Annotated in this window: 23 protein-coding genes; 13 read left to right on the top strand and 10 right to left on the bottom strand. The window is 64.1% G+C overall.

Annotated features, from left to right (window positions below):
- Positions 1-27: 27 nt before the first annotated feature.
- Positions 28-936, bottom strand: coding sequence for a DUF2189 domain-containing protein (locus tag IVA79_RS25525; RefSeq protein ID WP_247558103.1), 909 nt, complete (start codon positions 934-936; stop codon positions 28-30).
- Here IVA79_RS25525 and IVA79_RS36845 point away from each other — a divergent pair.
- Both IVA79_RS36845 and IVA79_RS25520 read left to right on the top strand, forming a co-directional pair.
- On the top strand, positions 935-1,057 hold the full coding sequence (locus IVA79_RS36845; RefSeq protein WP_256465657.1) for a hypothetical protein: 123 nt from the start codon (positions 935-937) through the stop codon (positions 1,055-1,057). The two genes, IVA79_RS25525 and IVA79_RS36845, sit on opposite strands and share 2 nt — an antisense overlap.
- Positions 1,058-1,272: 215 nt before the next feature.
- Positions 1,273-1,665 carry a DUF3597 domain-containing protein gene (locus IVA79_RS25520; protein ID WP_247558101.1) on the top strand — a complete coding sequence of 131 codons (393 nt, stop codon included), beginning with the start codon at positions 1,273-1,275 and terminating at the stop codon, positions 1,663-1,665.
- A 52-nt stretch (positions 1,666-1,717) separates the two neighbouring features.
- On the opposite strand, the gene IVA79_RS25515 is transcribed toward IVA79_RS25520, so the two are convergent.
- The gene (locus tag IVA79_RS25515; protein WP_247558099.1) at positions 1,718-1,993 is read right to left on the bottom strand and encodes a GNAT family N-acetyltransferase; all 276 of its coding nucleotides are present in this window, start codon (positions 1,991-1,993) and stop codon (positions 1,718-1,720) included.
- A gap of 317 nt (positions 1,994-2,310) precedes the next feature.
- Here IVA79_RS25515 and IVA79_RS25510 point away from each other — a divergent pair, with 317 nt between their 5' ends.
- Positions 2,311-2,706 (top strand): SPW repeat protein, encoded by a 396-nt coding sequence (locus IVA79_RS25510; RefSeq protein ID WP_247558097.1) that lies wholly within the window; start codon positions 2,311-2,313, stop codon positions 2,704-2,706.
- 48 nt (positions 2,707-2,754) lie between these two features.
- Here the strand turns inward: IVA79_RS25510 and IVA79_RS25505 are convergent, their stop codons facing one another.
- Both IVA79_RS25505 and IVA79_RS25500 read right to left on the bottom strand, forming a co-directional pair.
- Positions 2,755-3,030, bottom strand: coding sequence for a GNAT family N-acetyltransferase (locus tag IVA79_RS25505; protein WP_247558297.1), 276 nt, complete (start codon positions 3,028-3,030; stop codon positions 2,755-2,757).
- Between the two features lie 87 nt (positions 3,031-3,117).
- Positions 3,118-3,477 (bottom strand): hypothetical protein, encoded by a 360-nt coding sequence (locus IVA79_RS25500; RefSeq protein WP_247558095.1) that lies wholly within the window; start codon positions 3,475-3,477, stop codon positions 3,118-3,120.
- A 106-nt stretch (positions 3,478-3,583) separates the two neighbouring features.
- On the opposite strand from IVA79_RS25500, the gene IVA79_RS25495 reads away from it, so the two are divergent.
- From IVA79_RS25495 to IVA79_RS25470, 6 genes are all read left to right on the top strand, one after another.
- Positions 3,584-4,069: a hypothetical protein gene (locus IVA79_RS25495; RefSeq protein ID WP_247558093.1), complete on the top strand. Its 486-nt coding sequence runs from the start codon at positions 3,584-3,586 to the stop codon at positions 4,067-4,069.
- A gap of 105 nt (positions 4,070-4,174) precedes the next feature.
- Complete coding sequence (locus IVA79_RS25490) at positions 4,175-5,782, top strand: acyl-CoA synthetase (RefSeq protein WP_247558090.1); 1,608 nt, start codon at positions 4,175-4,177, stop codon at positions 5,780-5,782.
- A 9-nt stretch (positions 5,783-5,791) separates the two neighbouring features.
- Positions 5,792-6,652 carry a DUF296 domain-containing protein gene (locus IVA79_RS25485; RefSeq protein ID WP_247558088.1) on the top strand — a complete coding sequence of 287 codons (861 nt, stop codon included), beginning with the start codon at positions 5,792-5,794 and terminating at the stop codon, positions 6,650-6,652.
- 110 nt (positions 6,653-6,762) lie between these two features.
- A complete protein-coding gene (locus IVA79_RS25480; protein WP_247558295.1) occupies positions 6,763-7,530 on the top strand; it encodes an AAA family ATPase in 768 nt (255 codons plus the stop codon).
- 1,017 nt (positions 7,531-8,547) lie between these two features.
- Positions 8,548-9,114, top strand: coding sequence for an SRPBCC family protein (locus IVA79_RS25475; protein ID WP_247558086.1), 567 nt, complete (start codon positions 8,548-8,550; stop codon positions 9,112-9,114).
- A gap of 17 nt (positions 9,115-9,131) precedes the next feature.
- Complete coding sequence (locus IVA79_RS25470; RefSeq protein WP_247558293.1) at positions 9,132-10,085, top strand: cytochrome D1 domain-containing protein; 954 nt, start codon at positions 9,132-9,134, stop codon at positions 10,083-10,085.
- A gap of 73 nt (positions 10,086-10,158) precedes the next feature.
- Here IVA79_RS25470 and IVA79_RS25465 read toward each other — a convergent pair whose 3' ends face one another.
- Positions 10,159-10,812 (bottom strand): HAD family hydrolase, encoded by a 654-nt coding sequence (locus IVA79_RS25465; protein ID WP_247558083.1) that lies wholly within the window; start codon positions 10,810-10,812, stop codon positions 10,159-10,161.
- A 97-nt stretch (positions 10,813-10,909) separates the two neighbouring features.
- Between IVA79_RS25465 and IVA79_RS25460 the strand changes: the two genes are divergently transcribed.
- Positions 10,910-11,137, top strand: coding sequence for a DUF433 domain-containing protein (locus IVA79_RS25460; RefSeq protein WP_130212464.1), 228 nt, complete (start codon positions 10,910-10,912; stop codon positions 11,135-11,137).
- Between the two features lies 1 nt (position 11,138).
- A complete protein-coding gene (locus IVA79_RS25455) occupies positions 11,139-11,864 on the top strand; it encodes a DUF5615 family PIN-like protein (protein ID WP_247558080.1) in 726 nt (241 codons plus the stop codon).
- Between the two features lie 7 nt (positions 11,865-11,871).
- Here IVA79_RS25455 and uvrA read toward each other — a convergent pair whose 3' ends face one another.
- The 3 genes from uvrA to IVA79_RS25440 all read right to left on the bottom strand — a co-directional run bounded on the left by uvrA (position 11,872) and on the right by IVA79_RS25440 (position 16,795).
- Entirely contained in the window at positions 11,872-14,847 is a 2,976-nt protein-coding gene (uvrA, locus tag IVA79_RS25450) for an excinuclease ABC subunit UvrA (RefSeq protein ID WP_247558078.1), read from the bottom strand.
- 278 nt (positions 14,848-15,125) lie between these two features.
- Positions 15,126-15,815, bottom strand: a complete 690-nt coding sequence (locus tag IVA79_RS25445) for an outer membrane protein (protein WP_247558076.1) — start codon at positions 15,813-15,815, stop codon at positions 15,126-15,128.
- A 227-nt stretch (positions 15,816-16,042) separates the two neighbouring features.
- Positions 16,043-16,795 (bottom strand): outer membrane beta-barrel protein, encoded by a 753-nt coding sequence (locus IVA79_RS25440; protein ID WP_247558074.1) that lies wholly within the window; start codon positions 16,793-16,795, stop codon positions 16,043-16,045.
- A 450-nt stretch (positions 16,796-17,245) separates the two neighbouring features.
- Here IVA79_RS25440 and IVA79_RS25435 point away from each other — a divergent pair, with 450 nt between their 5' ends.
- Complete coding sequence (locus IVA79_RS25435; protein WP_247558072.1) at positions 17,246-17,743, top strand: single-stranded DNA-binding protein; 498 nt, start codon at positions 17,246-17,248, stop codon at positions 17,741-17,743.
- 357 nt (positions 17,744-18,100) lie between these two features.
- A complete protein-coding gene (gene gyrA, locus IVA79_RS25430; protein WP_247558070.1) occupies positions 18,101-20,830 on the top strand; it encodes a DNA gyrase subunit A in 2,730 nt (909 codons plus the stop codon).
- A gap of 262 nt (positions 20,831-21,092) precedes the next feature.
- On the opposite strand, the gene IVA79_RS25425 is transcribed toward gyrA, so the two are convergent.
- Both IVA79_RS25425 and IVA79_RS25420 read right to left on the bottom strand, forming a co-directional pair.
- A complete protein-coding gene (locus IVA79_RS25425) occupies positions 21,093-21,512 on the bottom strand; it encodes a hypothetical protein (RefSeq protein WP_247558067.1) in 420 nt (139 codons plus the stop codon).
- A 174-nt stretch (positions 21,513-21,686) separates the two neighbouring features.
- Positions 21,687-23,537 (bottom strand): KUP/HAK/KT family potassium transporter, encoded by a 1,851-nt coding sequence (locus IVA79_RS25420; protein WP_247558291.1) that lies wholly within the window; start codon positions 23,535-23,537, stop codon positions 21,687-21,689.
- Positions 23,538-23,672 lie beyond the last annotated feature (135 nt).

Below are 23,672 nucleotides of genomic sequence, written 5' to 3'. Positions count from 1 at the left end.
CGGGCAGGGCCGCACGTCACGAGATTGTCAGGCGTCCGTCCGGTTGCGCCAGGGGAAGAGGTTGGCCGGGAAGTCGGCAGCCGGCTTGCGCGGACGAGGCGGCGGGGGCGGCACCGGACGTGCACCGGGCTCCGACACGATCACCTTGCGGTAGAGATGCCAGGTGGCATGACCGAGCAGGGGGATCACCACGGCAAGCCCGAGGAAGGCCGGGAGCGTGCCGAGCGCGAGCAGCACCGCCACGATCAGGCCCCAGGCCGCCATCGGCACCGGGTTCTTCGCGACGACGCGCAGCGACGTGCTCATCGCCTCGAACGCACCGGCATGGCGGTCCAGCATCAAGGGGAACGACACGGCGCTGATGCAAAGTGCGGCGAGCGCGAACAGGAAGCCGGTGCCACAGCCGACCACGATCAGCCACCAGCCCTGCTGTGTCGTCAGCACGCGCGTCACGAAGTCCGAGATTCCGGTCACGCCCTCATAGCCGAACGCGGCGACATAGATGGCCTGCGCGGTTGCAACCCAAGTCACGAACAGAGCGAGCAGCAAAGTGCCGAGACCGAGCATCGCCCCGAACGAGGGCGAGCGCAGCACCTCCATGGCATCCCAGGCGCTGGCCTCTTCATAGCGTTCGCGCCGGCTCGAGAGCTCGTAGAGACCGAGCGCCGCGAAGGGGCCGATCAGCGCGAAGCCGGCGGCGAGCGGAAACAACAATGGCAGCACCGAATAGCCCATCACCACGCGGGCGAGCACGAGGCCGAGCACCGGATAGATCACGCAGAGAACGATGGCGTGGCTCGGAACGGCCTTGAAATCGTCCCAGCCGCGCCGGAGCACATCATGCAGATCGGACAGCTGGATGGTTCGAATGACAGGTCCAGCCGCATCCGCGGTCCGGGCCGTTGTAGGCACATTGCCCTGGTAGAATGTGGCCATGGTCGCTAGCTCCCTTGCCGAGCGGCCGAAATCCGGCGCCGGCAAACGGCGCGAGCGGCCGCCATTTCTTGAGTTTCACGATTCCGACCAGACGCGAATTCCGGACGGCATCGCGAGCTGAACGTGAAGCGTACGCCCATTTCCGAGTCCTGTCCCTCACGCGTGGGTGAGATTTGATGCCGCAGCGCAACCTCGACGGCGTCATTCGGTCGTCATTTCGCCGCAGATAAGCTGATGCTGCGCGTTGGTTCGCAGAACTCCGCGGGCGCAACGCAGTGACTTGGTCTATAAGTGCCACTCAAGGCCCTTCCAACGGATCCTTTTCGGGGAGCAGATATGAGCATTTTCGGGAAAATCATGAGCGCGATCTTTGGTGGCCAGCCGGCTTCCGCCGCGCCCGCCGGTGGCGCAGCTTCGCCCGCCGGAGCCGCGCCGGAAGCATCGGCGCCGGCCACAGCACCCATGGCCGCGGTCGACGTCGCGGCGATCGTCGACAAGGCGGTGGCCGCGCACAAGGGCGAGAAGCTGGAATGGCGCACCTCGATCGTCGACCTCATGAAGGCGCTCGACATCGATTCCAGCCTTGCAGCCCGCAAGGACCTCGCCAAGGAGCTCGGCTACAGCGGCGATATGAACGACTCGGCGAGCATGAACGTCTGGCTGCACAAGCAGGTGATGTCCAAGCTCGCCGCCAATGGCGGCAAGCTGCCGCCGGAGATCAAGCACTGACCCACCGCCGGCCGTGCCGCAGGGGCCCGCCATCGCGCGGGCCCTTTTGCTCTCAGGCGACCAGATCCGCATCCTCCGGATGTCTGTCGAGATAGTCGGCGACGAAGCCGCAGCCGGCAATCACCTTCCTGCCGTCGCGCCGGATCAAGTCCAGCGCGCCTTTGACCAACTCGGAGCCGATGCCACGGCCGCGGAGCGCGCGCGGCGTTTCGGTGTGGGTGATGATGACCGCCGTCGGCGTCAGCCGGTAGTTGGCGAAGGCTATACCGCTGCCGATATCGAGTTCGAAGCGGCTCCTGTCCTTGTTGTCCCGTACCGGTGCGGCCATGCAAGATCCTTCCGACGTGCGCCTTACGCGTTGATCTAGGGGCCCGTCCCCGTCCTTGGCAAGGCGCGGCCAGGGGAGCTTGCCGCACGGCAGATATCTGCAAACGCACGTGCCTGTAGCTGCAGCGCAGTATGAGAAGTCATTTCTGGCGAACACCACGCCGGCTCCAATAATTGCCGGCGCCGCTCTTGCAAGTTCCACGGCGGCTCCCACGTCTTCTTGAGGACATACGCCCGAATGCGGCCGGCAGGGTCGCTAGACATTCGGAGTGTCATGATTGCCAGCCGCAGACGTATGCCTCTTTGGAGGAGGTTACGATGTCGGACTTTGGTTTCTTGAATACTCATCGAACATGGGAAGATTGGTGCGGGATGCTGCTCGGCGCGCTCATCGTGGCTTCGCCGTGGTTTCCCATCCAGGATCCGGCGATTGCCGCACACCAGACGATGATTCTGAATACGGTGGCGATCGGCCTGGTGGTGTTTGGCCTCAGCCAGCTCGAATATGTCGCCTTGCAGCGCTGGCAAGAGGTGACGACAATCCTCGTCGGACTCTGGCTCATCGCCTCGCCATACGTCATCGGCTATTCCGCTGACGGCTTTCTCCGCATCTATCACACGAGCCTCGGCGCAGTGGTGGTGCTGCTCGGCATACTCCAGCTGTGGCAGGACTGGGATCTGAACGATCAGGACATGCTCAAGCACGGACAATAGGCCGTAGATGTTGGCAGGCCCGTCGGCTAGAGGCGGCGGGCCTGCTCCTTATCTCGTCACGAGATCTGCATAGTCCGGGTGCTTCTCGATCCACGCCTTCACGAACGGGCATTGCGGGATCAGCTTCAATCCGTCGGCGCGGACCTGGTCGAGCGCGCCTTGCACCAGCTTCGAGCCGACGCCCTTGCCGCCGAGCTCCTTCGGCACGTCCGTGTGCTCGAACGTGATGACGCCGCCGTCGAGCTTGTAGTGCTCGGTTGCGAGATGGCCCTCGACCTCGAGCTCGTAGCGGCAATGGTCCTTGTTGTTGATGACGCTGCTCATGTTGTCGATCTTCCAGCTGCCAGCCTCGCGCACCGAGTCATAACGCACGGTCGCGCCGGCCGGTTTCCGATATTGAGGCCGTTCGGTTCAATCGGCCGCTTTGGCGAGCCTGGAATCCTCTAGCTGCTGCTGCGGGCGCAGGCATCCCTGGCAGATGACCAGGGAGCGGTTGACCCTGGCATCCTGCTCGGCCTCGCTTGCATCCTGCGCCTGCCACCATTCCTTCGAATGGGGCTGAAGCCCGGCTTGCGAGCTGCTTCGCTCGGATCGGGTCGCGGTCCGTGTTGGTGGTGAGGCAGCACGTGGCCGATTGGGATCCTCGCCGGCGCCATCCCAGGCATAACGGGCTGGCTTGAAGGCGGGATCGGACGCCAGATGCGCCTGCGGCGCCACGGCACATCCGGCCAGCGCCAGCGACAACAGGAGGAAGGCAGGCGCTTTGACCATGATGCGGCACTCTGTACGCGAGGACTGAGCGAGGGTGCGCCGATCATGTTTAAAATTCCCTGAACGATCGCGGCTGTAGCGGCGACCAACCCGCATGCGTTATCTGATGCTCATGCTTGCTCTGTTCACCTCTGCCGCGCGCGCCGAGGATGCAAAGCCGTTCAATCCTTCCGACTATCCGCCCGGCGTGCAGAAGGCGCTGCGCTACGCCAATGAGGAATGCACCGGCCAGGACGGCGGCGAGGTGACCTTCGCGCCCGATACGGTGCGCAGGATCGACCTCACCGGCGACGGTCGCGAGGACTATATCGTCGATTTCCAGGACACCAAATGCGGCGATCGCGAGACGACCTATTGCGGAACCGGCGGCTGTGTCATGAAGATCCTGGTGACGTTGCCGGATGGCAGCGTGCGCGAGGTGTTTGACGGCAATGTCCGCCGCTACAAGCTTATGGCGCGGCCGATGAAGCGCGGCGCCGCGCGCACCGTGCGCTTCGATCTGCATGGCGGCTACTGCGGCGGCTTTGGTCCGCAGACCTGCTTCAAGCAGAAGGCCATCACGGCGACGCCGTTTACGTTCAAGCAGCCGTAGGGCAGGTCCGCGGCCGCTGGCCTTGCAGGGGCGCCGGTCATGGCGATAAATGGGCTGCAATGAGCGGCTGGCCAGCGTGCCGTCCGCCCTCGAAGAGGAAGCCCGATGCAGCCCCTGCGCATGTCCCGCCGCGTCATGAATCTCGCTTACATGCTGACCCAGAATGCGCGGCGGCATGGAACGCGTCCCGGCTTCGTCTGGGGTGACAAATCCTGGACCTGGCGCCAGATCGACGCGCAGGTCTCGGCGCTGGCGGCGGCGCTCGCCGCACGCGGCATCACCAAGGGCGACCGCATCCTGGTCCACTCCAAGAACGGCGACGAGATGTTCTTGTCGATGTTCGCGGCATTCCGGCTCGGCGCGGTCTGGGTGCCCACCAATTTCCGCCTGATGCCGGATGAGGTCACCTATCTCGCGCAGGCCTCCGGCGCCAAGGCGTTTCTGTGCCATGTCGATTTTCCCGAGCATGCCGCAGCCGTGAAGGGTGGGGCGCTCGAGTTCACCTGGAGCATCGACGGCAAGGCCGCGTTCGGCGAGCGCTCGGTTGCCGAGGCCATTGCCGCGCAGGCTGGCGCCAGCATCGCGAATGCCGACGTCGAGCACGACGATCCCTGCTGGTTCTTCTTCACCTCCGGCACCACCGGACGCTCCAAGGCGGCGGTGCTGACCCACGGCCAGATGGGATTTGTCGTCACCAACCATCTCGCCGATCTGACACCTGGCGTCACCGAGGACGACGCCTCGCTGGTGGTCGCGCCGCTGTCGCACGGCGCCGGCGTACATCAGCTGGTGCAGACCGCGCGCGGCGTCTGCACCGTCTTGTTGCCGACCGAGAAGTTCGACATCGACGAGGCGTTCCGCCTGATCGAAAAGCATCGGGTCGCCAATCTCTTCACCGTGCCGACGATCCTGAAGATGATGGTCGAGCACCCCGCCGTCGACAAATACGACCACACCTCGCTGCGCCACGTGATCTATGCCGGCGCGCCAATGTATCGCGAGGACCAGAAGACCGCGTTGAAGAAGCTCGGCAAGGTCATCGTGCAATATTTCGGCCTTGGCGAGGTCACCGGCAACATCACCGTGCTGCCAGCGGCGCTGCACGATCCCGAGGACGGGCCGCATGCCAAGATCGGCACCTGCGGCTTCGAACGCACCGGCATGCAGGTCTCGATCCAGGACGACGAGGGCCGCGAGCTCGCGGCCAACCAGAGCGGCGAGATCTGCGTGATCGGCCCTGCCGTTCTCGCCGGCTATTACGACAACCCCGAGGCCAATGCGAAGGCATTCCGCAACGGCTGGTTCCGCACCGGCGATCTCGGCCACATGGACGAGGAGGGGTTTGTCTACATCACCGGCCGCGCCTCCGACATGTACATCTCGGGCGGCTCCAACATCTATCCGCGCGAGATCGAGGAGAAGATTTTGACGCATCCCGCGGTCGGCGAGGTCGCCGTGCTCGGCGTGCCCGATGCGACCTGGGGCGAGGTCGGCGTCGCCGTCTGCGTTGCGCGCGAAGGCGTAAAGCCGGTAAGCGAAGCCGAGATGGCGGCGTTCCTCTCGCCTAAGGTGCCGCGCTACAAGATGCCGAAACGGTTCTTCTTCTGGGAGGCGCTCCCGAAATCCGGCTATGGCAAGATCCCGAAACGCATGGTGCGCGACGAGCTCGAGGCGCGTGGGCTGCTCGATCTCGACAAGACGAAAGTCGGCTGAGCGTAGGCGATGCGGAGTATCAAGCAGCCGGGCGCGGCGCACGCAGAACGCATCCAATGGGTGGAGGCGAGGGGGCGTGCCTTCTCGTTCACGCTTCCGGCAGGACTGCCGCTGCTGGAAGCCGCGCGGCGCGCCTTTGCGGCCGAGGGATTTGCCGGCGGCGTTCTGAACTTCCGGCACGGTGTGCTCGGGCCGTTCGGCTATGTGATGCCGGCGCTGTCGAAGACCGGCGAGAACGCCGCGTTCTACAGCGACACGTTTCGGCCCCGCGGTGTGACGCGTTTGAGGCTCGGCAGCATGACGCTCGGCACGCGCGACGGCGCACCGTTCTTTCATTGCCATGGGCTGTGGACGGAGGCCGACGGCAAGGCCAGCGGTGGCCACATGCTGCCGGACGAGACGGTCGTCGCCGAACCGTTCGAGGTCGAGGCCTTCGGTATCGACGGCGCGATGTTCACCGCCGAGCCCGATCCCGAGACCAATTTCAAGCTGTTCGGGCCGGTGGCGGCGGAGCGCACGGGCGCGCGCACGACGAGCCGCGCGTATCCGCTCCGCCTGCGCCCGAACCAGGATTTTGCTGGCTCGCTCGAAGAGTTCTGCCGTGCGCATGGCGTGACGCGTGCGAAGATCCACGGCGGCGTGGGTTCGACCATCGGCGCGCGCTTCACCCATGGCGGCGTGACCGAGCCATTTGCGACTGAGCTTGCGGTGACGGCCGGGCTGATTGCCCTCGGGCACTCCGGCGCGCTCGAAGCTGCGCTCGACGTCGCGCTGGTCGATTACACCGGCGGCCTCGCGGAGGGGCGCCTGGTCCGCGGCGACAATCCCGTGCTGATGACGATGGAGTTGGTGCTGGAGGCGCTGGATTAGGCTGCCCTCTAGGCTTGCGCCGGGCAGATTCTGCCGGTTGCGCAACTTGGTCGTTCCCGTTACGTTCTTGCTGGGAAATGTCCTTTGGCGGAACGGACAGAGAGGCGGCTATGAGCCGGAGAGGTCACCGCACCATCAACTTGCCGGCGCCGTATCTGAAGCGGGTCTGGCTCGACCCGCTTCAAGTGGGTGATCGCAAGGCCTATCCGTTTTGCCTGCCTATCTTCCCCGATGATTTCGAGCTCAAGTTCGACAGCGCCATCACGATCATCGTCGGGGAGAACGGCACCGGGAAGTCGACGATCCTCGAAGGCATTGCAGCGCTTGCCGGCTACGACGATGCCGGAGGCGGCAAGGGTTACATGCCGGTCGATCATTCTGAAGCGCGCGAGAAGATGGGCGGGCAACTCTCCAAGGCGCTGCGTGCAAGCTGGTTGCCGAAGATCACCAATGGCTGGTTTTTCCGTGCCGAGAGTTTCTTCTCGGTGGCGCGGTATCTGGACAAGGCCGCGCGTGATGCCGGCCAATCTGGTCCCGATTTCCTGTCGCACTCTCATGGCGAAGGCTTTCTGCGCTTCTTCGAGGAGCGCTGTCAGCGCCAAGGCATCTTCATCTTCGACGAGCCGGAATCGGCACTGTCGCCGGCGCGGCAGATCGAATTCCTGAAGCTGCTGCGGCGCATGGAGGAGTCCCGGATCTGCCAGGTCATCATGGCGACGCACGCGCCGATGCTGATGGCCTATCCCAACGCGCGGCTGCTGCGGCTCGGGAAATACGGCCTGGAGCCTGTGACGGTGGAAGAGACGGATCATTATCGGGTGATGCGGGAGTTCTGCACGGACCCGCGCGGATTTGTTGAGACTACGTTGGGGCAGTGATCGAAAGACGGGACCGGTTCTCGCTCTCCTCGTCGTCATTGCGAGCGCAGCGAAGCAATCCAGAATCGTTCCGCGGGTATGCCATCCTCCGCTCTCGTGTCCCGGACAAGCCGCAACGCGCAAGCGATGCGGCGCAGAGCCGGGACCCAGGAGGCTGCACGGCGCGCGTTTGCATGGGCCCCGGCTCTGCAGCGCACCGCACCGGACGATGCTTCGCATCGCCGGGGCGTTGCGCTGCGTCCGGGGCACGAGAGCGGTATTCGTCTTCATGTTCGAAACTCAATCGCACGCGCGGCGTCCCGTTCTCGCGACACATCGTGCCCGAGCTTTGCGGCCGTTACCGCCCTTGGGAGTGCCGAGGGCGCAGGGAAGGCCGGGTGCTGACCTAGCACCCGCGGTCCACTGTGCGAAGCGTGTGCTAAAAATAGCTGCACAGCGGCATACAGGTGAAGCCAAACATCCGGCCTTCCCTGCGCAGTGGTTTTACGGCTTATGTCGTGCTCTCCCCGGGGAGCGATGCACTATTGCCCCCGTTGTCTTGCGGATGGCTGATGCTGCGAACCCGGTTGGGCCGCCACATCACCGCCAAGACTTGACGCCAGAACCTCGGGCGCCAGGACCACACGATTTTGCCGTACGCGGGCTGCACCTGTCGTATGCGCGCGTTGCCTGCTCACGGTGTGACCCGCCCTGCAAAACCGACTGCGCGCGACGCGGCCCGCGTCCACCACCTCCCATCCCGCGTTCGTGACGATCGCGATCCGCCCCTCGGCCCGGGATGAGGTGGCAGAAACATGCGACATTTCCGAATTCTAGTAAAGCGAATTATTGTGGCCTGGCAGCATTGACCCTCCCATGGGGTGTTTTGCCCGACAGGCAGCGCAACGGGTTGTGGGTTGTGCCGACCTCTGCCGCAACGGTGCCACGAACCGGTCTCCCCTCGGCCTCAAAATACGCTAGGATGACCGCAGCGCGCCTGAAGTCGCGCGTAATCAACTGGACGTATGAGGAAGCGAGATGAGGGTGACGATTGGACGGCGCACGGCCGTGGTGGCGGCGCTGGCTGTCATGGGGGCGGCAGGCTTGGCAGCGACCTTTGGTCCGGCCTGGGCACACGGGCCGACCCGGCAGAAGGTGCGGGAATCCATCGAGATCAGTGCGCCGCCGGCGAAGGTCTGGGCCGCGATTTCCAATTTCCAGGACATGAGCTGGCTCCCGATCGTCACCAAGACCACGGGCGAGAAGGGCAACGAGATCGGCGCGACGCGCCAACTGACGCTCACGGGCGGAGCGACTGTCGACGAGGAGCTCTACAAATACGAACCGGACATGCTGAGCTATTCGTACCGGATCACCAAGGTCGACGTGAAGGCGCTGCCGGTGACCAATTATTCCTCGACCTTGACGGTATCGCCCGCGCCCGACGGCAAGGCGAAGCTGGAATGGGCCGGCGCGTTCTATCGCGGCTTTCCCAACAACGATCCGCCGCCGGAGCTGAGCGACGAGGCCGCGATGAAGGCGGTGAGCGGGCTCTACAGGACCGGCCTCGAGTCGCTCAAGAAGAAGATCGAGAGCGGTAGCTGATCGTGCGGGCACCGGTCTTGCGGACGCTGGTCCTGGCGGCGCTCGCCGCCGGCCTTTGCCGGGCTGGTCTCGGCAGCGCGTGCGCCGAAGAGGCGTTCGTGACCAACCAGCTCAGCGACGATCTGATGGTCGTGGACCTCGCGACCTCGCGCAGCGTCGCAACCATTTCCGTCGGCGGCAAGCCGGCGGGCGTGGCCGTCAGCGCCGACGGCCGCTTTGCCTATGTCACGAGCCCCGACGCCAAGGCGGTAACCGTGGTGGACGCGGCAACGCGGCAGGTGGCGGGGCGGATCGAGGTCGGTGGCGGGCCGCTCGGCATTGCGGTGGCGCCCGATGGGAGGACGGTCTATGTCGCCGACTGGTATGCTGCGGCGGTGCGGGTGATCGATACGGCCGCGCGCACCGTCACTGCCAGCATCGCGGTCGGCGCTTCACCCTCAGGGCTGGCGGTGACGCCGGACGGCAAGCTGCTGCTCTCGGCAGACCGCGACGACGACAGCGTCTCGGTGGTGGACACGACGACGCGCCAGCGCAAGGCGGCGATCAAGGTCGGCACCCGTCCGTTCGGCGTCACCATCGATGCCGACGGCAAGCGCGCCTACACCGCCAATGTCGGCTCCGACGACGTCTCGGTGATCGACATCGCGCAAGGCCGCGAGATCGCGCGCGTGCCGGTCGGGATGCGGCCCTATGCGGTGGCGCTGACGCAAGGCCGCGGCTTCGTCAGCGATCAATATGGCGGCACCGTCAGCGTGTTCGACCTGGCGAGCCTGAAGCCGATCAAGCGGATCAATGTCGGCGACTATCCCGAAGGCATTAACGCGACCGCCGACGGCAAGCGCGTCATCGTCGCCTGCTGGGAGAGCAATACGCTTGACATCATCGACGCGGCCGAGTTGAAGGTCGTCGGTGAGATCAAGACCGGCGACGGCCCAAGGGCGTTCGGAATGTTTTTGCGGAGGTCGGAGTAGGGATGAGTAGGGACGCGTAGGGCGGATTAGCGAAGCGTAATCCGCCATCTAGCAACGACGATCGATCGGCGGATTACGCTCCGCTAATCCGCCCTACGGCACCGGGGCACAGCGTCAACACAATCTCATCCATCCGCGCGAACACATGATCCGGCCCGAGCGCCCGCAGCGCTGCCGGCGCGGCGTAGCCCCAGCATACAGCGCCGCAAGCAATCCCGACGGCCCGCGCCGCCTCGATGTCACGGACCTCGTCGCCGATCGCAATGACCTTGTCTGGCTCGACACCGGCACGGCCGATGACACGGCGGAATTTCGCGGGCTTGCCGAACAGCGATGCGGCGCAGTCGAAATGGGAGAACAGCGCCGCGGCGTCCCCGAGCTTCTCGCGTGCATTGGCCTCACTGTCAGAGGTCACCAGCGCGAGCCGCACGCCGTTTTCGCTCAGCGTCCGCAGCATCGCCTCGACGCCGGCAAATAGCGGAATCTCGGCTGCCGCCTCCGCCTTCAGCCGCCGCGCGTGTCGCGCGATCGCCGGCAGCTTCCACAAGGGCACCTCGAGCCGGGTGAGGATCTCGCGGCTCGACGCATGCCTGAGCTCTTCGATCTCCTCATCCGCGACGCGGCGAAAATTGAAGCGATCGGCGACATCGTTGATGGTGCGCAGGAACCACGGGAAGCTGTCGGCGAGGGTGCCGTCGAGATCGAAGATGGCGAGGGCGTAGGGCATGGAGGCGAAAGTGGCGGGAGGACAGGCAACGGGATCGTTGGCGAGGCGCTGACAGATGCGATTGGAGGTGCTATATTGACTTCCTCTGAGGTGACAGATGTCGGAGCTACTGGCAAGGATTACAGTCGATCCGCAGCGTATGCATGGGCGTCCGTGCATTCGCGATCTGCGCATCACGGTCGCCGATGTCCTGGGACTGCTGTCCGCTGGACAGTCGCGCGAAAGCATCCTCGAAGATTATCCGTATCTGGAAGAGGCCGACATCGACGCGGTGCTCGCCTATGCCGCCCGTCAGGTCGATCACCCGATCATAGCGGCGAAATAGCTTGCTATACCTGATCGATGCTCAGCTTCCACCGGCACTCGCGGAAGCCATGCGTCGAGCTGGATATGATGCGGCGCATGTCGCCGAGTTCGGGATGGCGAACGCGACCGACGGGGTGATCTGGAGCGAATCCATTTCCCGGTCGGCCGTTCTCGTTACCAAGGACCGCGACTTCTCGTTGCTCCGCGCTGCCAAGAGACAGGGACCGGTCGTGCTTTGGGTGCGCGTCGGCAACATCGACAATCGCGCGCTGATCCGTCAGCTTCTAGACGCCATGCCGCAAATTGCCGAAGCCGTTGCGCGGGGCGAAGCGTCATTGAATTCGTCGGTGGTTAGTGTGGCGAGTGGAATCGAACCACCCTTCCAATTTCATTGGGAAGATTCGTCGGTCAACGTGGCTGCTCGCGCCAGCCTCCCCGTGAACATCCCCGACAAGATGTCGCTTCTTGGCTTGATCGCAAAACAACTTAGTTTTCCCGACCATTTCGGTATGAATTGGGACGCGCTCGAGGAGTGCATGCGGGATCTATCATGGCTGCCGTTGGGCAACGTCATCCTGGAGCATGCGGAGGTGCCGCTGATGCGTGATGTTGCGAGCGCGAAAACGTATGTCGCGATACTTGCTGACGCGACGCGCAAAACGTCGAAATCGGATCATCCACTCCACATCCGATTTCCAATTGGTTGTATTGATCAGATAACCTGGCTCTCAGGCTCGCAGAGGTAAAATAATCTCACTCCGCCGCCTCGCTCGTGCTCCTTCGCTTCGGCTTCCGCGCCTTCTTCAGCACCGGCTCCAGGAATTTGCCGGTGTAGCTCCGCGGTGCTTTCGCAATGTCTTCCGGCGGGCCCCAGGCGACGATCTCGCCGCCGCCGTCGCCGCCTTCGGGGCCGAGGTCGATGACCCAGTCGGCGGTCTTGATGACTTCGAGATTGTGCTCGATGACGACGACGGTGTTGCCCTGCGCCACCAGCTCGTGCAGCACCTCAAGCAGCTTCTTGACGTCGTGGAAGTGCAGGCCGGTGGTCGGCTCGTCCAGGATGTAGAGCGTGCGGCCGGTGGCGCGTTTCGAAAGTTCTTTCGCGAGCTTGACGCGCTGGGCTTCGCCGCCCGAGAGCGTCGTCGCCTGCTGGCCGACGTGGATGTAATCGAGGCCGACGCGGTGCAAGGTCTTGAAGGTCTCGCGCACCCGCGGCACCGCCTTGAAGAACTCGGCGGCCTCTTCGACGGTCATGTCGAGCACGTCGGCGATGCTCTTGCCCTTGAACAGCACCTCGAGCGTCTCGCGGTTGTAGCGCTTGCCCTTGCAGACGTCGCAGGTGACGTAGACGTCGGGCAGGAAGTGCATCTCGATCTTGATGACGCCGTCGCCCTGGCAGGCCTCGCAGCGGCCGCCCTTGACGTTGAAGGAGAAGCGGCCGGGCTCGTAGCCGCGTGCCTTGGCTTCGGGCAGGCCGGCGAACCATTCGCGGATCGGCGTGAAGGCACCGGTATAGGTCGCCGGATTCGAGCGCGGAGTGCGGCCGATCGGCGACTGATCGATGTCGATGATCTTGTCGATGTGCTCGAGGCCCTCGATGCGGTCGTGCGGCGCTGCGCCCTCGCTGGCGTTGTTCAGCTTGCGGGCGATGGCGCGGTAGAGCGTGTCGATCAGAAGCGTCGACTTGCCGCCGCCGGAGACGCCGGTGACGCAGGTGAACAGGCCGAGCGGAATTTCGGCGGTGACGTTCTTGAGGTTATTGCCGCGCGCGTTGACCACCTTGATGGTGCGGCGATGGTTCGGCGGCCGCCGCTCCGGCACCTCGACCTCGAGCTCGCCGGTCAGGTACTTGCCGGTCAGCGATTTCGGGTTGCGCATGATCTCGGCGGGCGTGCCTTCGGCGACGATGTGGCCGCCATGCATGCCGGCGCCGGGGCCGATGTCGAGCACGTAGTCGGCGAGCCGGATGGCGTCCTCGTCATGCTCGACCACGACCACGGTGTTGCCGAGGTCGCGAAGTCGCTTGAGAGTATCGAGCAGGCGGGCATTGTCGCGCTGGTGCAGGCCGATCGACGGCTCGTCCAGCACGTAGAGCACGCCTGTGAGCCCCGAGCCGATCTGTGACGCCAGGCGGATGCGCTGGCTCTCGCCGCCGGACAGCGTGCCGGAGGAGCGGGACAAAGTGAGGTAGTTGAGGCCGACGTCGAGCAGGAAGGTGAGGCGCTCGCGGATCTCCTTCAGGATGCGGCCGGCGATCTCGTTCTGCTGTGCGTTGAGCGCGTCGGGCACGGTCTCGAACCATTCGCCGGCCTTCCTGACCGACAGCTCCGAGATCTCGCCGATATGCTTAGCCCCGATCTTGACGCAGAGTGCCTCGGGCTTGAGCCGAAAACCCTTGCAGGCCTCGCAGGGCACGTCGTGGAAGTACTTTGCCAGCTCCTCGCGGGCCCACTCGCTTTCGGTTTCGCGGTAGCGGCGGTTGATGTTGGTGATGACGCCTTCGAACGGCTTCTTGGTGTCGTAGGAACGCACCCCGTCCTCGTAGGAGAACTTGATCTCGTCCTCGCCGGAGCCATGGAGGATCGCGTTCTGCGTCTTCTTGGGCAGGTCCTTCCACTTGGTGGTCAGCGTGAATTTGTAGTGCTTGCCGAGCGCGGTCAGCGTCTGCACGTAATAAGGGGAGGACGATTTCGCCCAGGGCGCGATCGCGCCCTTGCCGATGGCGAGCTCCTTGTCGGGAATGACGAGATCCTCGTCGACATGCTGCTCGACGCCGAGTCCGCCGCAGGCGGGGCACGCGCCGTAGGGATTGTTGAAGGAAAAGAGCCTGGGCTCGACCTCGGGAATGGTGAAGCCGGAGACCGGGCAGGCGAACTTTTCCGAGAACAGCATGCGCTCGGGTCCGCTCTTGTCGTGGATCTTGGCGGTCTTCTTTTTCTCCTCAGTGGGAGCCGCCGCCGGCGCGTCGGCGAATTCGACGACGGCGAGGCCTTCGGCGAGCTTCAGCGCGGTCTCGAAACTCTCGGCGAGGCGCTGGCCGATGTCGGCGCGTACCACGATGCGGTCGACGACGACGTCGATGTCGTGCGGAAATTTCTTGTCGAGCGTCGGCGCTTCCGCCAGCTCATGGAAGGTGCCGTCGATCTTGACGCGCTGAAAGCCCTTCTTGAGCCATTCGGCGAGCTCCTTGCGGTACTCGCCCTTGCGGCCGCGCACGACGGGCGCGAGCAGATAGAGGCGCGTGCCCTCGGGCAGCGCCAGCACGCGATCGACCATCTGCGAGACGGTCTGACTCTCGATCGGCAGGCCCGTGGCCGGCGAATAGGGCACGCCGACGCGCGCCCAGAGCAGGCGCATGTAGTCGTAGATCTCGGTGACGGTGCCGACAGTGGAGCGCGGGTTCTTCGAGGTCGTCTTCTGCTCGATCGAGATCGCCGGCGACAGGCCGTCGATCTGGTCGACGTCAGGCTTCTGCATCATCTCCAGGAACTGGCGCGCATAGGCCGACAGCGATTCGACGTAGCGGCGCTGGCCCTCGGCGTAGATCGTGTCGAAGGCGAGCGAGGATTTTCCGGAGCCTGATAGCCCCGTGAATACCACTAGCTTGTCGCGGGGAATCTCGACATCGATGTTCTTGAGGTTGTGCTCGCGCGCGCCGCGGATCGTAATTGCGCGCAGGCTGGAGCCCGCGTTCTGTTGTTGGCGCTTCGCCTTGATCACTTCATCCATCCGAGTTGCCCTCAAGGAATCCCATGGGTGCGCGACCGCGCCAGCAAAAGAGGCGCGCTGCGCCCGGAACCGGGATCGGCGCCGATGGGGTTGGCAGCGAACGTAGGAAGAACGGAGACGGATTTCCAGAGGGAGTTGCGAATCGTCAACGGAATGTTGGCGCGCTGGCGGCATCTGGCAGCAGGCGGGACCTCGTGGAAGTGCCGACCAAACAAAAAGGCCGGCGCGAGGCCGGCCTTTCGTGACGATGTGACGTCGGAAGTGATCAGTACTTCACATCAGTACTTGGCGACCACCGGGGCGCCGAAGTGATAGTTCACGCCGACCTGCACGGTGTGGAAGTTGAGCGTGCCGGTGGGCACAGCGCCCGAGAAGTAGGTCTCGCCGCCGAGGCTGCGATAGAGGTACTCGCCCTTGACCGACCACTGCGGAGCGAAGAACGCCTCGACGCCGGCGCCGACGGTCCAGCCCGAGTGGAACTTACTGTCGGAGGCCGAGAGGCCGCCCAGGGTCGCGGTGATCTTGTTGTCGATCCAGGCGTAACCACCGGTGCCGTAGAACAGCACGTTGTTGACGGCCCAGCCGATGCGGCCACGCACGGTGCCCATCGCGTCAGTCTTGGAGGTCACCGAGGCGGGGATGCCACCGACGCCCGGAACGAAAACCACGCCAGCGGCCGAAGCGCTGACATCAGCCCAGGCGGCGTCCGCCTCAAGGCCGAACACGACGTTGCCGGTCTGCCAGTTGTAGCCGGCGGTGCCGCCGACGAAGCCACCCTTCATCTTCGGGTCGCCCGAAGCGTTTTCCCAGGCGCCGCCACCGACGATACCGAGGTAGAAACCGGTCCAGTTGTAGACCGAGGCCACAGCCACCGGTGCCTTGGTGTAGGGGCGGGCTGCGAGATCGGCAGCCGAAGCGGGGGCCGCCAGAGCGAACAAACAGGCCGAAGCCAACAAAACCTTCTTCATTTTCAACTTAATCCCAGTCCCAGTTTCTGTTGTTGCCTTCCGCGAAGGAAGGGCAGCGGACGCTGTGTCCAACTGAGGCCGTGCTTACACCAGCAAAGCTGCAAGTTGTGTCTCCGAAAAGTCACACGGCTGCCAAAACGTAAGGGTGATTGACTCATCTGGCTTGCCGCGAAACGAAAAAGGCCGGCGCGAGGCCGGCCTTAGACGTCAATGATATCAGATGGATATCAGTATCTGGTGGTGCCCAGCCCGCCCCAGTTGAAGTGATAGTTCACACCTGCCTTGACCGTGTGAACGGTGTCGGTCCACTCGGAGCGGTCAGCTGGCACCCCGGAGTACTGGATCGTGCTGCGGCCGAAGTCGATGTAGTTGTACTCGACCTTGGCCGACCAGTTCGGAGCGAACATATATTCCGCGCCGGCGCCGACGGTCCAACCCCAGCGGGTGTTGTTCTGGATGAAGACGTTTCCGGGAATACCATCATAGCGGTGCTGAATGTCGCCGACTGCGGCGCCGCCGCTGACGAACAAGAGAGCGGGGCCGGTCGAGTAGCCGAGGCGGCCCTTGATGTCACCGAAGCCGCGGATTCTCGTGAAATAGCTGTCGCCGAGGCCGGCATTGATCTCTGCAGAACGACCGTTGATGTCAGCCCAATGATAGTCACCCTCGATGCCGAACACGACCGGACCCGACTGCCAATTGTAGCCGAACACGCCACCGACAAAGCCGCCGGTGGTGTCGTAATCCTGAGATCCAGCAAAGATCGCCGTATTCGGAGCGCCAAAGAAGGTCTCGTCGCTGCGGCCCCAGCCGCCGCCGCCCTGCACACCGACGTAGAAGCCGGTCCAGGTATAGATCGGAGCGGGGGGCGCGACCGGCGCCGCCTTGGTATAGGGACGGGCTCCGAGGTCCGCAGCACCGGCCGGAGCCGAGAGGGTCAGCGCAACTGCTCCGGCGAAGCCGATCAGGATCTTCTTCATTGTAATCTCCCCAGTCATATCCGCCTCTTGAGAGTACCCCGAGGCGGACTATCAGGCGCGAGGCCCATTCGCATCAATTCGAGGCACAACGATAGTCCGATCGGGCGGCAAAGTCCGTGCCCGGAGCGCAACAGTCCGATGCAATCGACCTGCTCTTAACTTAATGAATGTTAAGTAGTTTTTGCCATTCATGGGAACCCGATTTGGTTCCATTTCGGCTGCCATCGCGGTGCCTTTTTTGCGCCATCCGGCCTCCACATTTGGCGGCGATTTCTGCAGGAACAAATCTGGAACAAATCGGCGGTCGGTGCTATATGTGGGGATAACCTTGGGGTGACGGGCTGAGCTGCGCCTGCAAGCGTATAGGGTCGCCTCAACAGGGGCGCAGAGGAACGCGGGTGACGCGCTCGGCCTTTTTCAAATGAGTGGCATTCGGAGTGGAGAGCGGCGATGGCGGGAAGCGTCAATAAGGTCATTCTGGTTGGAAATCTCGGCAAGGATCCTGAAATCCGCCGCACCCAGGACGGGCGGCCGATCGCGAATCTGAGCATCGCCACCTCCGAGACCTGGCGCGACAAGAATTCCGGCGAGCGCAAGGAGAAGACCGAGTGGCATCGCGTCGTGATCTTCTCTGAGCCGCTTTGCAAGATCGTCGAACAGTATCTGAAGAAGGGCGCAAAGGTTTACATCGAGGGCGCGCTCCAGACCCGCAAATGGACCGATCAGAGCGGCGTCGAGAAGTACTCGACGGAGGTGGTGCTCCAGGGCTTCAACTCGACGCTCACGATGCTCGACGGCCGCGGCGGCGGCGGTGGAGGCGGCAGCTTCGGCGATGAGCCGGGCGGCGATTTCGGCTCCTCCGGCCCCGTCAGCAGCGCGCCGCGCCGTCCCGTTGCCGCCGGCGGCGGTGGCCGCAACAGCGACATGGACGACGACATTCCGTTCTGAGGAGGATCGGACGATCAGGGGGGCGCCGGCCGATTGAGCCGCGCCTTCCACGTCATGTCAGCAAACCACGCTAATGGACAGGAAGGGCTCGGGATTTTCCGGGCCCGCTTCATATTCGGGTTGAGCTCGGACAGCGTCAGCGCAAGCCGGCCGACGAAGGGCGCTCGCCGCGCGATTGACGAGGTGTCAGCGGCGAATTCGGAGGGTCTGTTCCAGGCCCGTTCGAGATGCTCCCCGTAAGGCCGTAAGTTATTGGAAAAATGAGCGGAAAAAGCGCTTCCCTGGAGCCCGCAAGGGTGGTTATCAGGGGCTCGATGCGCTATATGATTCCCAGATAAAATCTCATCGGATTTCCCCTTGGCTGACGACGACAAGCCCGGCGACCAGCCGGCGCAACCCTCGGATATTCGCCCCGTCTCCATCTTCGAGGAGATGAAGAAGTCCTATCTCGACTACGCCATGAGCGTGATCGTGGCGCGGGCGCTGCCTGACGCCCGCGACGGTCTGAAGCCGGTGCACCGCCGCATCCTGTTCTCGATGAACGAGCAGGGGCACACGCCCGACAAGAAGTACGTCAAGTCCGCCCGCGTGGTCGGTGACGTCATCGGTAAGTATCATCCGCATGGCGACCAGTCGATCTACGACGCCATGGTCCGGATGGCGCAAGACTTCTCCATGCGCGTGCCGCTGATCGACGGCCAGGGCAATTTCGGCTCGGTCGACGGCGATCCCCCGGCCGCCTATCGTTATACCGAAGCCCGCCTGACCAAGGCGGCGCTGGCCCTGCTGGCCGACATCGACAAGGACACCGTCGACTTCCAGCCGAACTACGACAACAACGAGACCGAACCATCGGTCTTGCCGGCCAAGTTCCCGAACCTTCTCGTCAACGGTGCCGGCGGTATCGCGGTCGGCATGGCGACCAACATCCCGCCGCACAATCTCGGCGAGGTCATCGACGCCTGCGTCGCGCTGATCGACAACCCCGCGCTCACCATCGACGAGCTCATCAACATCGTGCCGGGACCGGATTTCCCGACCGGCGGTGTCATCCTCGGACGGCAGGGCATCCGTTCGGCCTATCACCTTGGCCGAGGCTCGATCGTGATGCGCGGCAAGGTCGCGATCGAGACCATCCGCAAGGAGCGCGAGGCGATCATCATCACCGAGATTCCCTACCAGGTGAACAAGGCGACGATGGTCGAGCGCATCGCCGAGCTGGTCAAGGAGAAGAAGGTCGAGGGCATCGGCGACCTGCGCGATGAATCGGACCGCGATGGCTACCGCGTCGTCATCGAGTTGAAGCGCGACGCCGTGCCGGATGTGGTGCTGAACCAGCTGTACAGATTCACGCCGCTGCAGACCAGCTTCGGCGTCAACATGGTGGCGCTCGACAGCGGCCGTCCGCGGATCATGCATCTGAAGGACCTGCTGGCCATCTTCGTCGACTTTCGCGAGCGGGTCGTCACGCGGCGCACCAAGTACCTTTTGGCCAAGGCGCGCGATCGCGCCCATATCCTCGTGGGTCTCGCGATCGCGGTCGCCAATATCGACGAGATGATCCGGGTGATCCGGACCTCGCCTGACCCGACCACCGCCCGCGACACCCTGATGTCGCGCGACTGGCCCGCACGGGACGTCGAGGACATGCTGACGCTGATCGACGATCCGCGCCATCGCATCAGCGCCGACGGCACGATCCGGCTGTCGATGGAGCAGGCGAGAGCCATCCTCGACCTGCGCCTGCAACGCCTCACCGCACTCGGCCGCGACGAGATCCGTGAGGAACTCGACAAGCTCGCCGGCGAGATCGCCGACTATCTCGACATCCTGCGCTCGCGCGACCGCGTGCTTGATATCATCAAGACCGAGCTCGCCGAGGTGAAGGCCGAGTTCGCCACGCCGCGCAAGACCCTGATCATGGAGCAGGAAGGCGAGGTCGAGGACGAGGACCTGATCCAGCGCGAGGACATGGTCGTCACCGTGTCCCACGCCGGCTACGTCAAGCGCGTGCCGCTGTCGGCCTACCGGGCGCAGCGCCGCGGCGGCAAGGGCCGTGCCGGCATGCAGACCCGCGACGAGGATTTCGTCTCGCGCCTGTTCGTGGCATCCACGCACACGCCGGTGCTGTTCTTCTCCTCGCGCGGCCAGGTCTACAAGGAGAAGGTCTGGCGCCTGCCGATGGCTGCGCCGAACGCGCGCGGCAAGGCGCTGATCAACATCCTGCCGCTGGAGCAGGGCGAGCGCATCACCACCATCATGCCGCTGCCGGAGGATGAATCGACCTGGGGCAACCTCGACGTGATGTTCGCCACCACAGGCGGCAACGTCCGGCGCAACAAACTGTCCGACTTCGTCGACGTCCGCCGCTCCGGCATCATCGCGATGAAGCTCGACGACAACGAGGCAATCGTCGACGTGCAGATCTGCACCGAGCGCGACGACGTGCTTTTGACCGGCGCCGGCGGCCAGTGCATCCGCTTCCCCGTCACCGACGTGCGCGTGTTCACCGGGCGCACCTCGATGGGCGTGCGCGGCATCGCGCTTGGCGAGGGCGACAAGGTGATCTCGCTGGCGATCCTGCGCCATGTCGAGACCTCATCGGACGAACGCTCGGCGTACTTGAAGATGCGCCGCGCCGTCGCCGGGGAGGCTGCGGCCGAGGAAGCACCAGTGGACGCCGAGGCCGAAGAGACCTCCGGCAGCTTCCAGCTTCCGCAGGAGCGCTATGTCGAGATGTCGGCGGCCGAGCAGGTCGTGCTCACCGTCTCCGTCAACGGCTACGGCAAGCGGACCTCGTCCTACGAGTACCGCACCACGGGCCGCGGCGGCAAAGGAATCGTCGCCATGAGCGTCAACAACCGCAACGGCAACCTGGTGGCGTCCTTCCCCGTGGAGGAGGCAGATCAGATCATGCTGGTCACCGACAAGGGCCAGCTGATCCGCTGTCCGGTCGAAGGCATCCGCATCGCCGGCCGCTCGACCCAGGGCGTGATCGTGTTCGACACCGCCGAGGACGAGCACGTGGTGTCGGTCGAGCACATCACGGAAGAGGCGGAGAGCGGGAACGGCGAGAACGGGTCGTAGGACCGACCCGTAGCCCGGATGGAGCGGCCGGCCGGCGCGAAGCGCCGACCGAGAGCGCAATCCGGCACCGCATGTTGCCGAACGTTTGGAATCCCGGATTACGCCTGAAATCGAGCTAGGCTGTGTACTCATAAAGGGAATGTCGGCTCCTGAGGGCCGAGCGGAAATCTTCTGATCGGCCAGAGCATTACTGCTTTTGACCCTCAGCTGACCTAACGGCGGTCCCGGCCGAGGACCGCCTCTGACGCGGAGCGGTCTCTGTCTAGGCGGCCGGACTGGTGCTGGCCCCAAAAGGGCCGCGCTCCCAGCGAACGCTCCAAAGATAAATCAGTCCGGCAATAGTCAGCTTGATCAGATAGCCAAGGATCAACATCAGCGGAAGTGATCTGAGAATCCATTCAGTCGAAAGAAGGTGACTAAATCGGGCATACACAATCGCAACAGCAATCGGCAAGAGATAAAAAACTAGGAACGCGGCAATCACCCGCAACCATTTATAGGAAACATGCCAAAAGGCAGCCGTAGCAAAACCAGCAAATGCGAGCCAGGAGGCGATATCCAAAGAGCCGGCGTAATGAATGAGTGAGATATTGAATCCACCAAATGCGAGAGCAATCACAACGGAATGAACTATTTCTATTGAGGCATAGACAACCCCGGTTATCTCTCGTACTCCTTTCATTTCGTTCCCCTGCAAGACCGCCGGCTGGCGTCTCTCCATATCAGACCAAACTTGCAATGTCCCCTATTGGCCCATCGGCGACCTTCAACGATGTCTGCTGTTTGTGCGGCTGCTGAGGGATGAGCGGACCATCTGGAGCACCCAAACTAAGCGCGTGATTTATGAGTACACGCCCTAGATCTCGAGCTCCGTCCCAAATTCCACCACCTGCCTGGTCGGCACGCCGAAGAACGCGGCGGAGCGTTCGGCGTTGCGCTGGAGGAAGGCGAACACGCCTTCGCGCCAGACCCACATGCCCGGAATGTCCTCGCTGGGGATGATGGTCTCGCGTCCCACGTAATAGGTGATGTCGGAGAGATCGACGCCGGGCAACTTGCTCTGGCGGCAGACGAGCTTCAGTCCCCCGTAGATCGTCGGGTTCTGCATGAAGCCGTAATGCAGGATCACGCGGGTGATGCCGGGAATGATCTCGATGATCTCGGCGCGTTCCTCGTCGGGAATATGCGGCGACTCTTCGATCAGCACGGTGACCAGCAGCACGCGTTCGTGCAGCACGCGGTTGTGCTTGACGAACTGGGTGAGCGCGAGCGGCACGCCGCGCGGTGCGGATGCCAGGAATACGGCGGTCCCGGGCAGCCTCGCACGGCACTTGTTGACTGCGGTCTCGATCAGGTCCTCCTCGGGCTGGCGCAGCTTGCCGCGCGCGGCTTCGACCAGCTTCACGCCGGAGCGCCAGGTCAGCATCAGGAAGGCGACGAGGCCGGCGAGCAGCAGTGGAAACCAGCCGCCCTCGAACAGCTTGACCGAGTTGGCCGAGAAGAAGATCACGTCGATCACGAAGAAGGCCCCGTTCACGGCCACCACCAGCCAGGGCGAATAGCCCCACTGGATCGCGACGAGAGCCGCCAGCAGCGTCGTGATCGCCATCAGCAGCGACACCGCGATACCATAGGCGCCGGCCAGCGCGTCCGACGTGCCGAAGCTCAGGACCGCCCCCAGCGTGGCGGCGGCGAGCAGCCAGTTCACCAGGGGCACGTAGATCTGCCCGATCGCGTTGCTCGTGTGGCGGATCTGCATGCGCGGCAGGAAGCCGAGCTGGATCGATTGCTGGGTCAGCGAGAACACGCCGGAGATAATCGCCTGCGAGGCGATCACGGTGGCAACCGCCGAGAACGCGACAAGCGGGTAGTGCAGGGCGTCGGGACAGAGCTGGAAGAACGGGTTCTCGATCATCGCGGGATCGGTAATCAAGAGGGCGGCCTGGCCGAAATAGTTCAGCACCAGCGCCGGCAGGCAGACAGCGAACCAGGCAAGGCGGATCGGGAAGCGGCCGAAATGCCCCATGTCGGCATACATGGCTTCGCCCCCGGTCACTGCGAGAAAGGCCGCGCCGAGAATTCCGAACGAGACGTGAAAATCCTGGTGGATCAGGAATTCGAAGGCATAGAGCGGGCTGAGCGCCGCCAGCACCGCCGGCGCCTTGATGATGCCGTGGATGCCGAGCGCGGCGAGCACGACGAACCAGGCCAGCATTACCGGTCCGAAGATGCGGCCGATGAAGCCGGTGCCCTGCTTCTGCATCATGAACAGGCCGATCAGGATGGCGACGGTCACGGGCACCACGGCGGGCGCGAGCGAGGGGGCATCGACCTTGAGGCCTTCGATGGCGCTGAGCACGGAGATTGCCGGCGTGATCGCGCCATCGCCGTAGAGCAGGGCGGCGCCGACGAGGCCGACCACTAGGAGATGGGCGCGCCATGTGCCTGGCTGGGCATGGCGGGCGTGGAGCAGGGCGAGCAGCGCGACGATGCCGCCTTCGCCGCGATTGTCCGCGCGCAGGATCAACAGGGCATATTTCAGCGAGATGATCAGCAGCAGGGCCCAGAGGATCAGCGAGGCAACCCCGAGGACCGCATCGTGACTGAGCGTGCCGCCGTGGGCGGCCGCCTTGGCGGCTTCCTTCAGGGCGTAGAGGGGGCTGGTGCCGATATCGCCGTAGACGACGCCGAGGGCGCCCATGGTCATGGCAAGCGACAGCGGATCAGGATGGTGGCCGGAGGCGACTGCGGGCGTACTGGACAAGGGCGGCCCCCCCAATGGGATCGCGCCCGACGGGCCATTCCGACGGGCGCGATCATCACTCAGTCTGCGACGAGACGC

It is taken from the genome of Bradyrhizobium sp. 138, from assembly GCF_023074075.1.
GTDB lineage: Bacteria > Pseudomonadota > Alphaproteobacteria > Rhizobiales > Xanthobacteraceae > Bradyrhizobium.
This window is presented reverse-complemented; position numbering and strand designations above follow the sequence as displayed.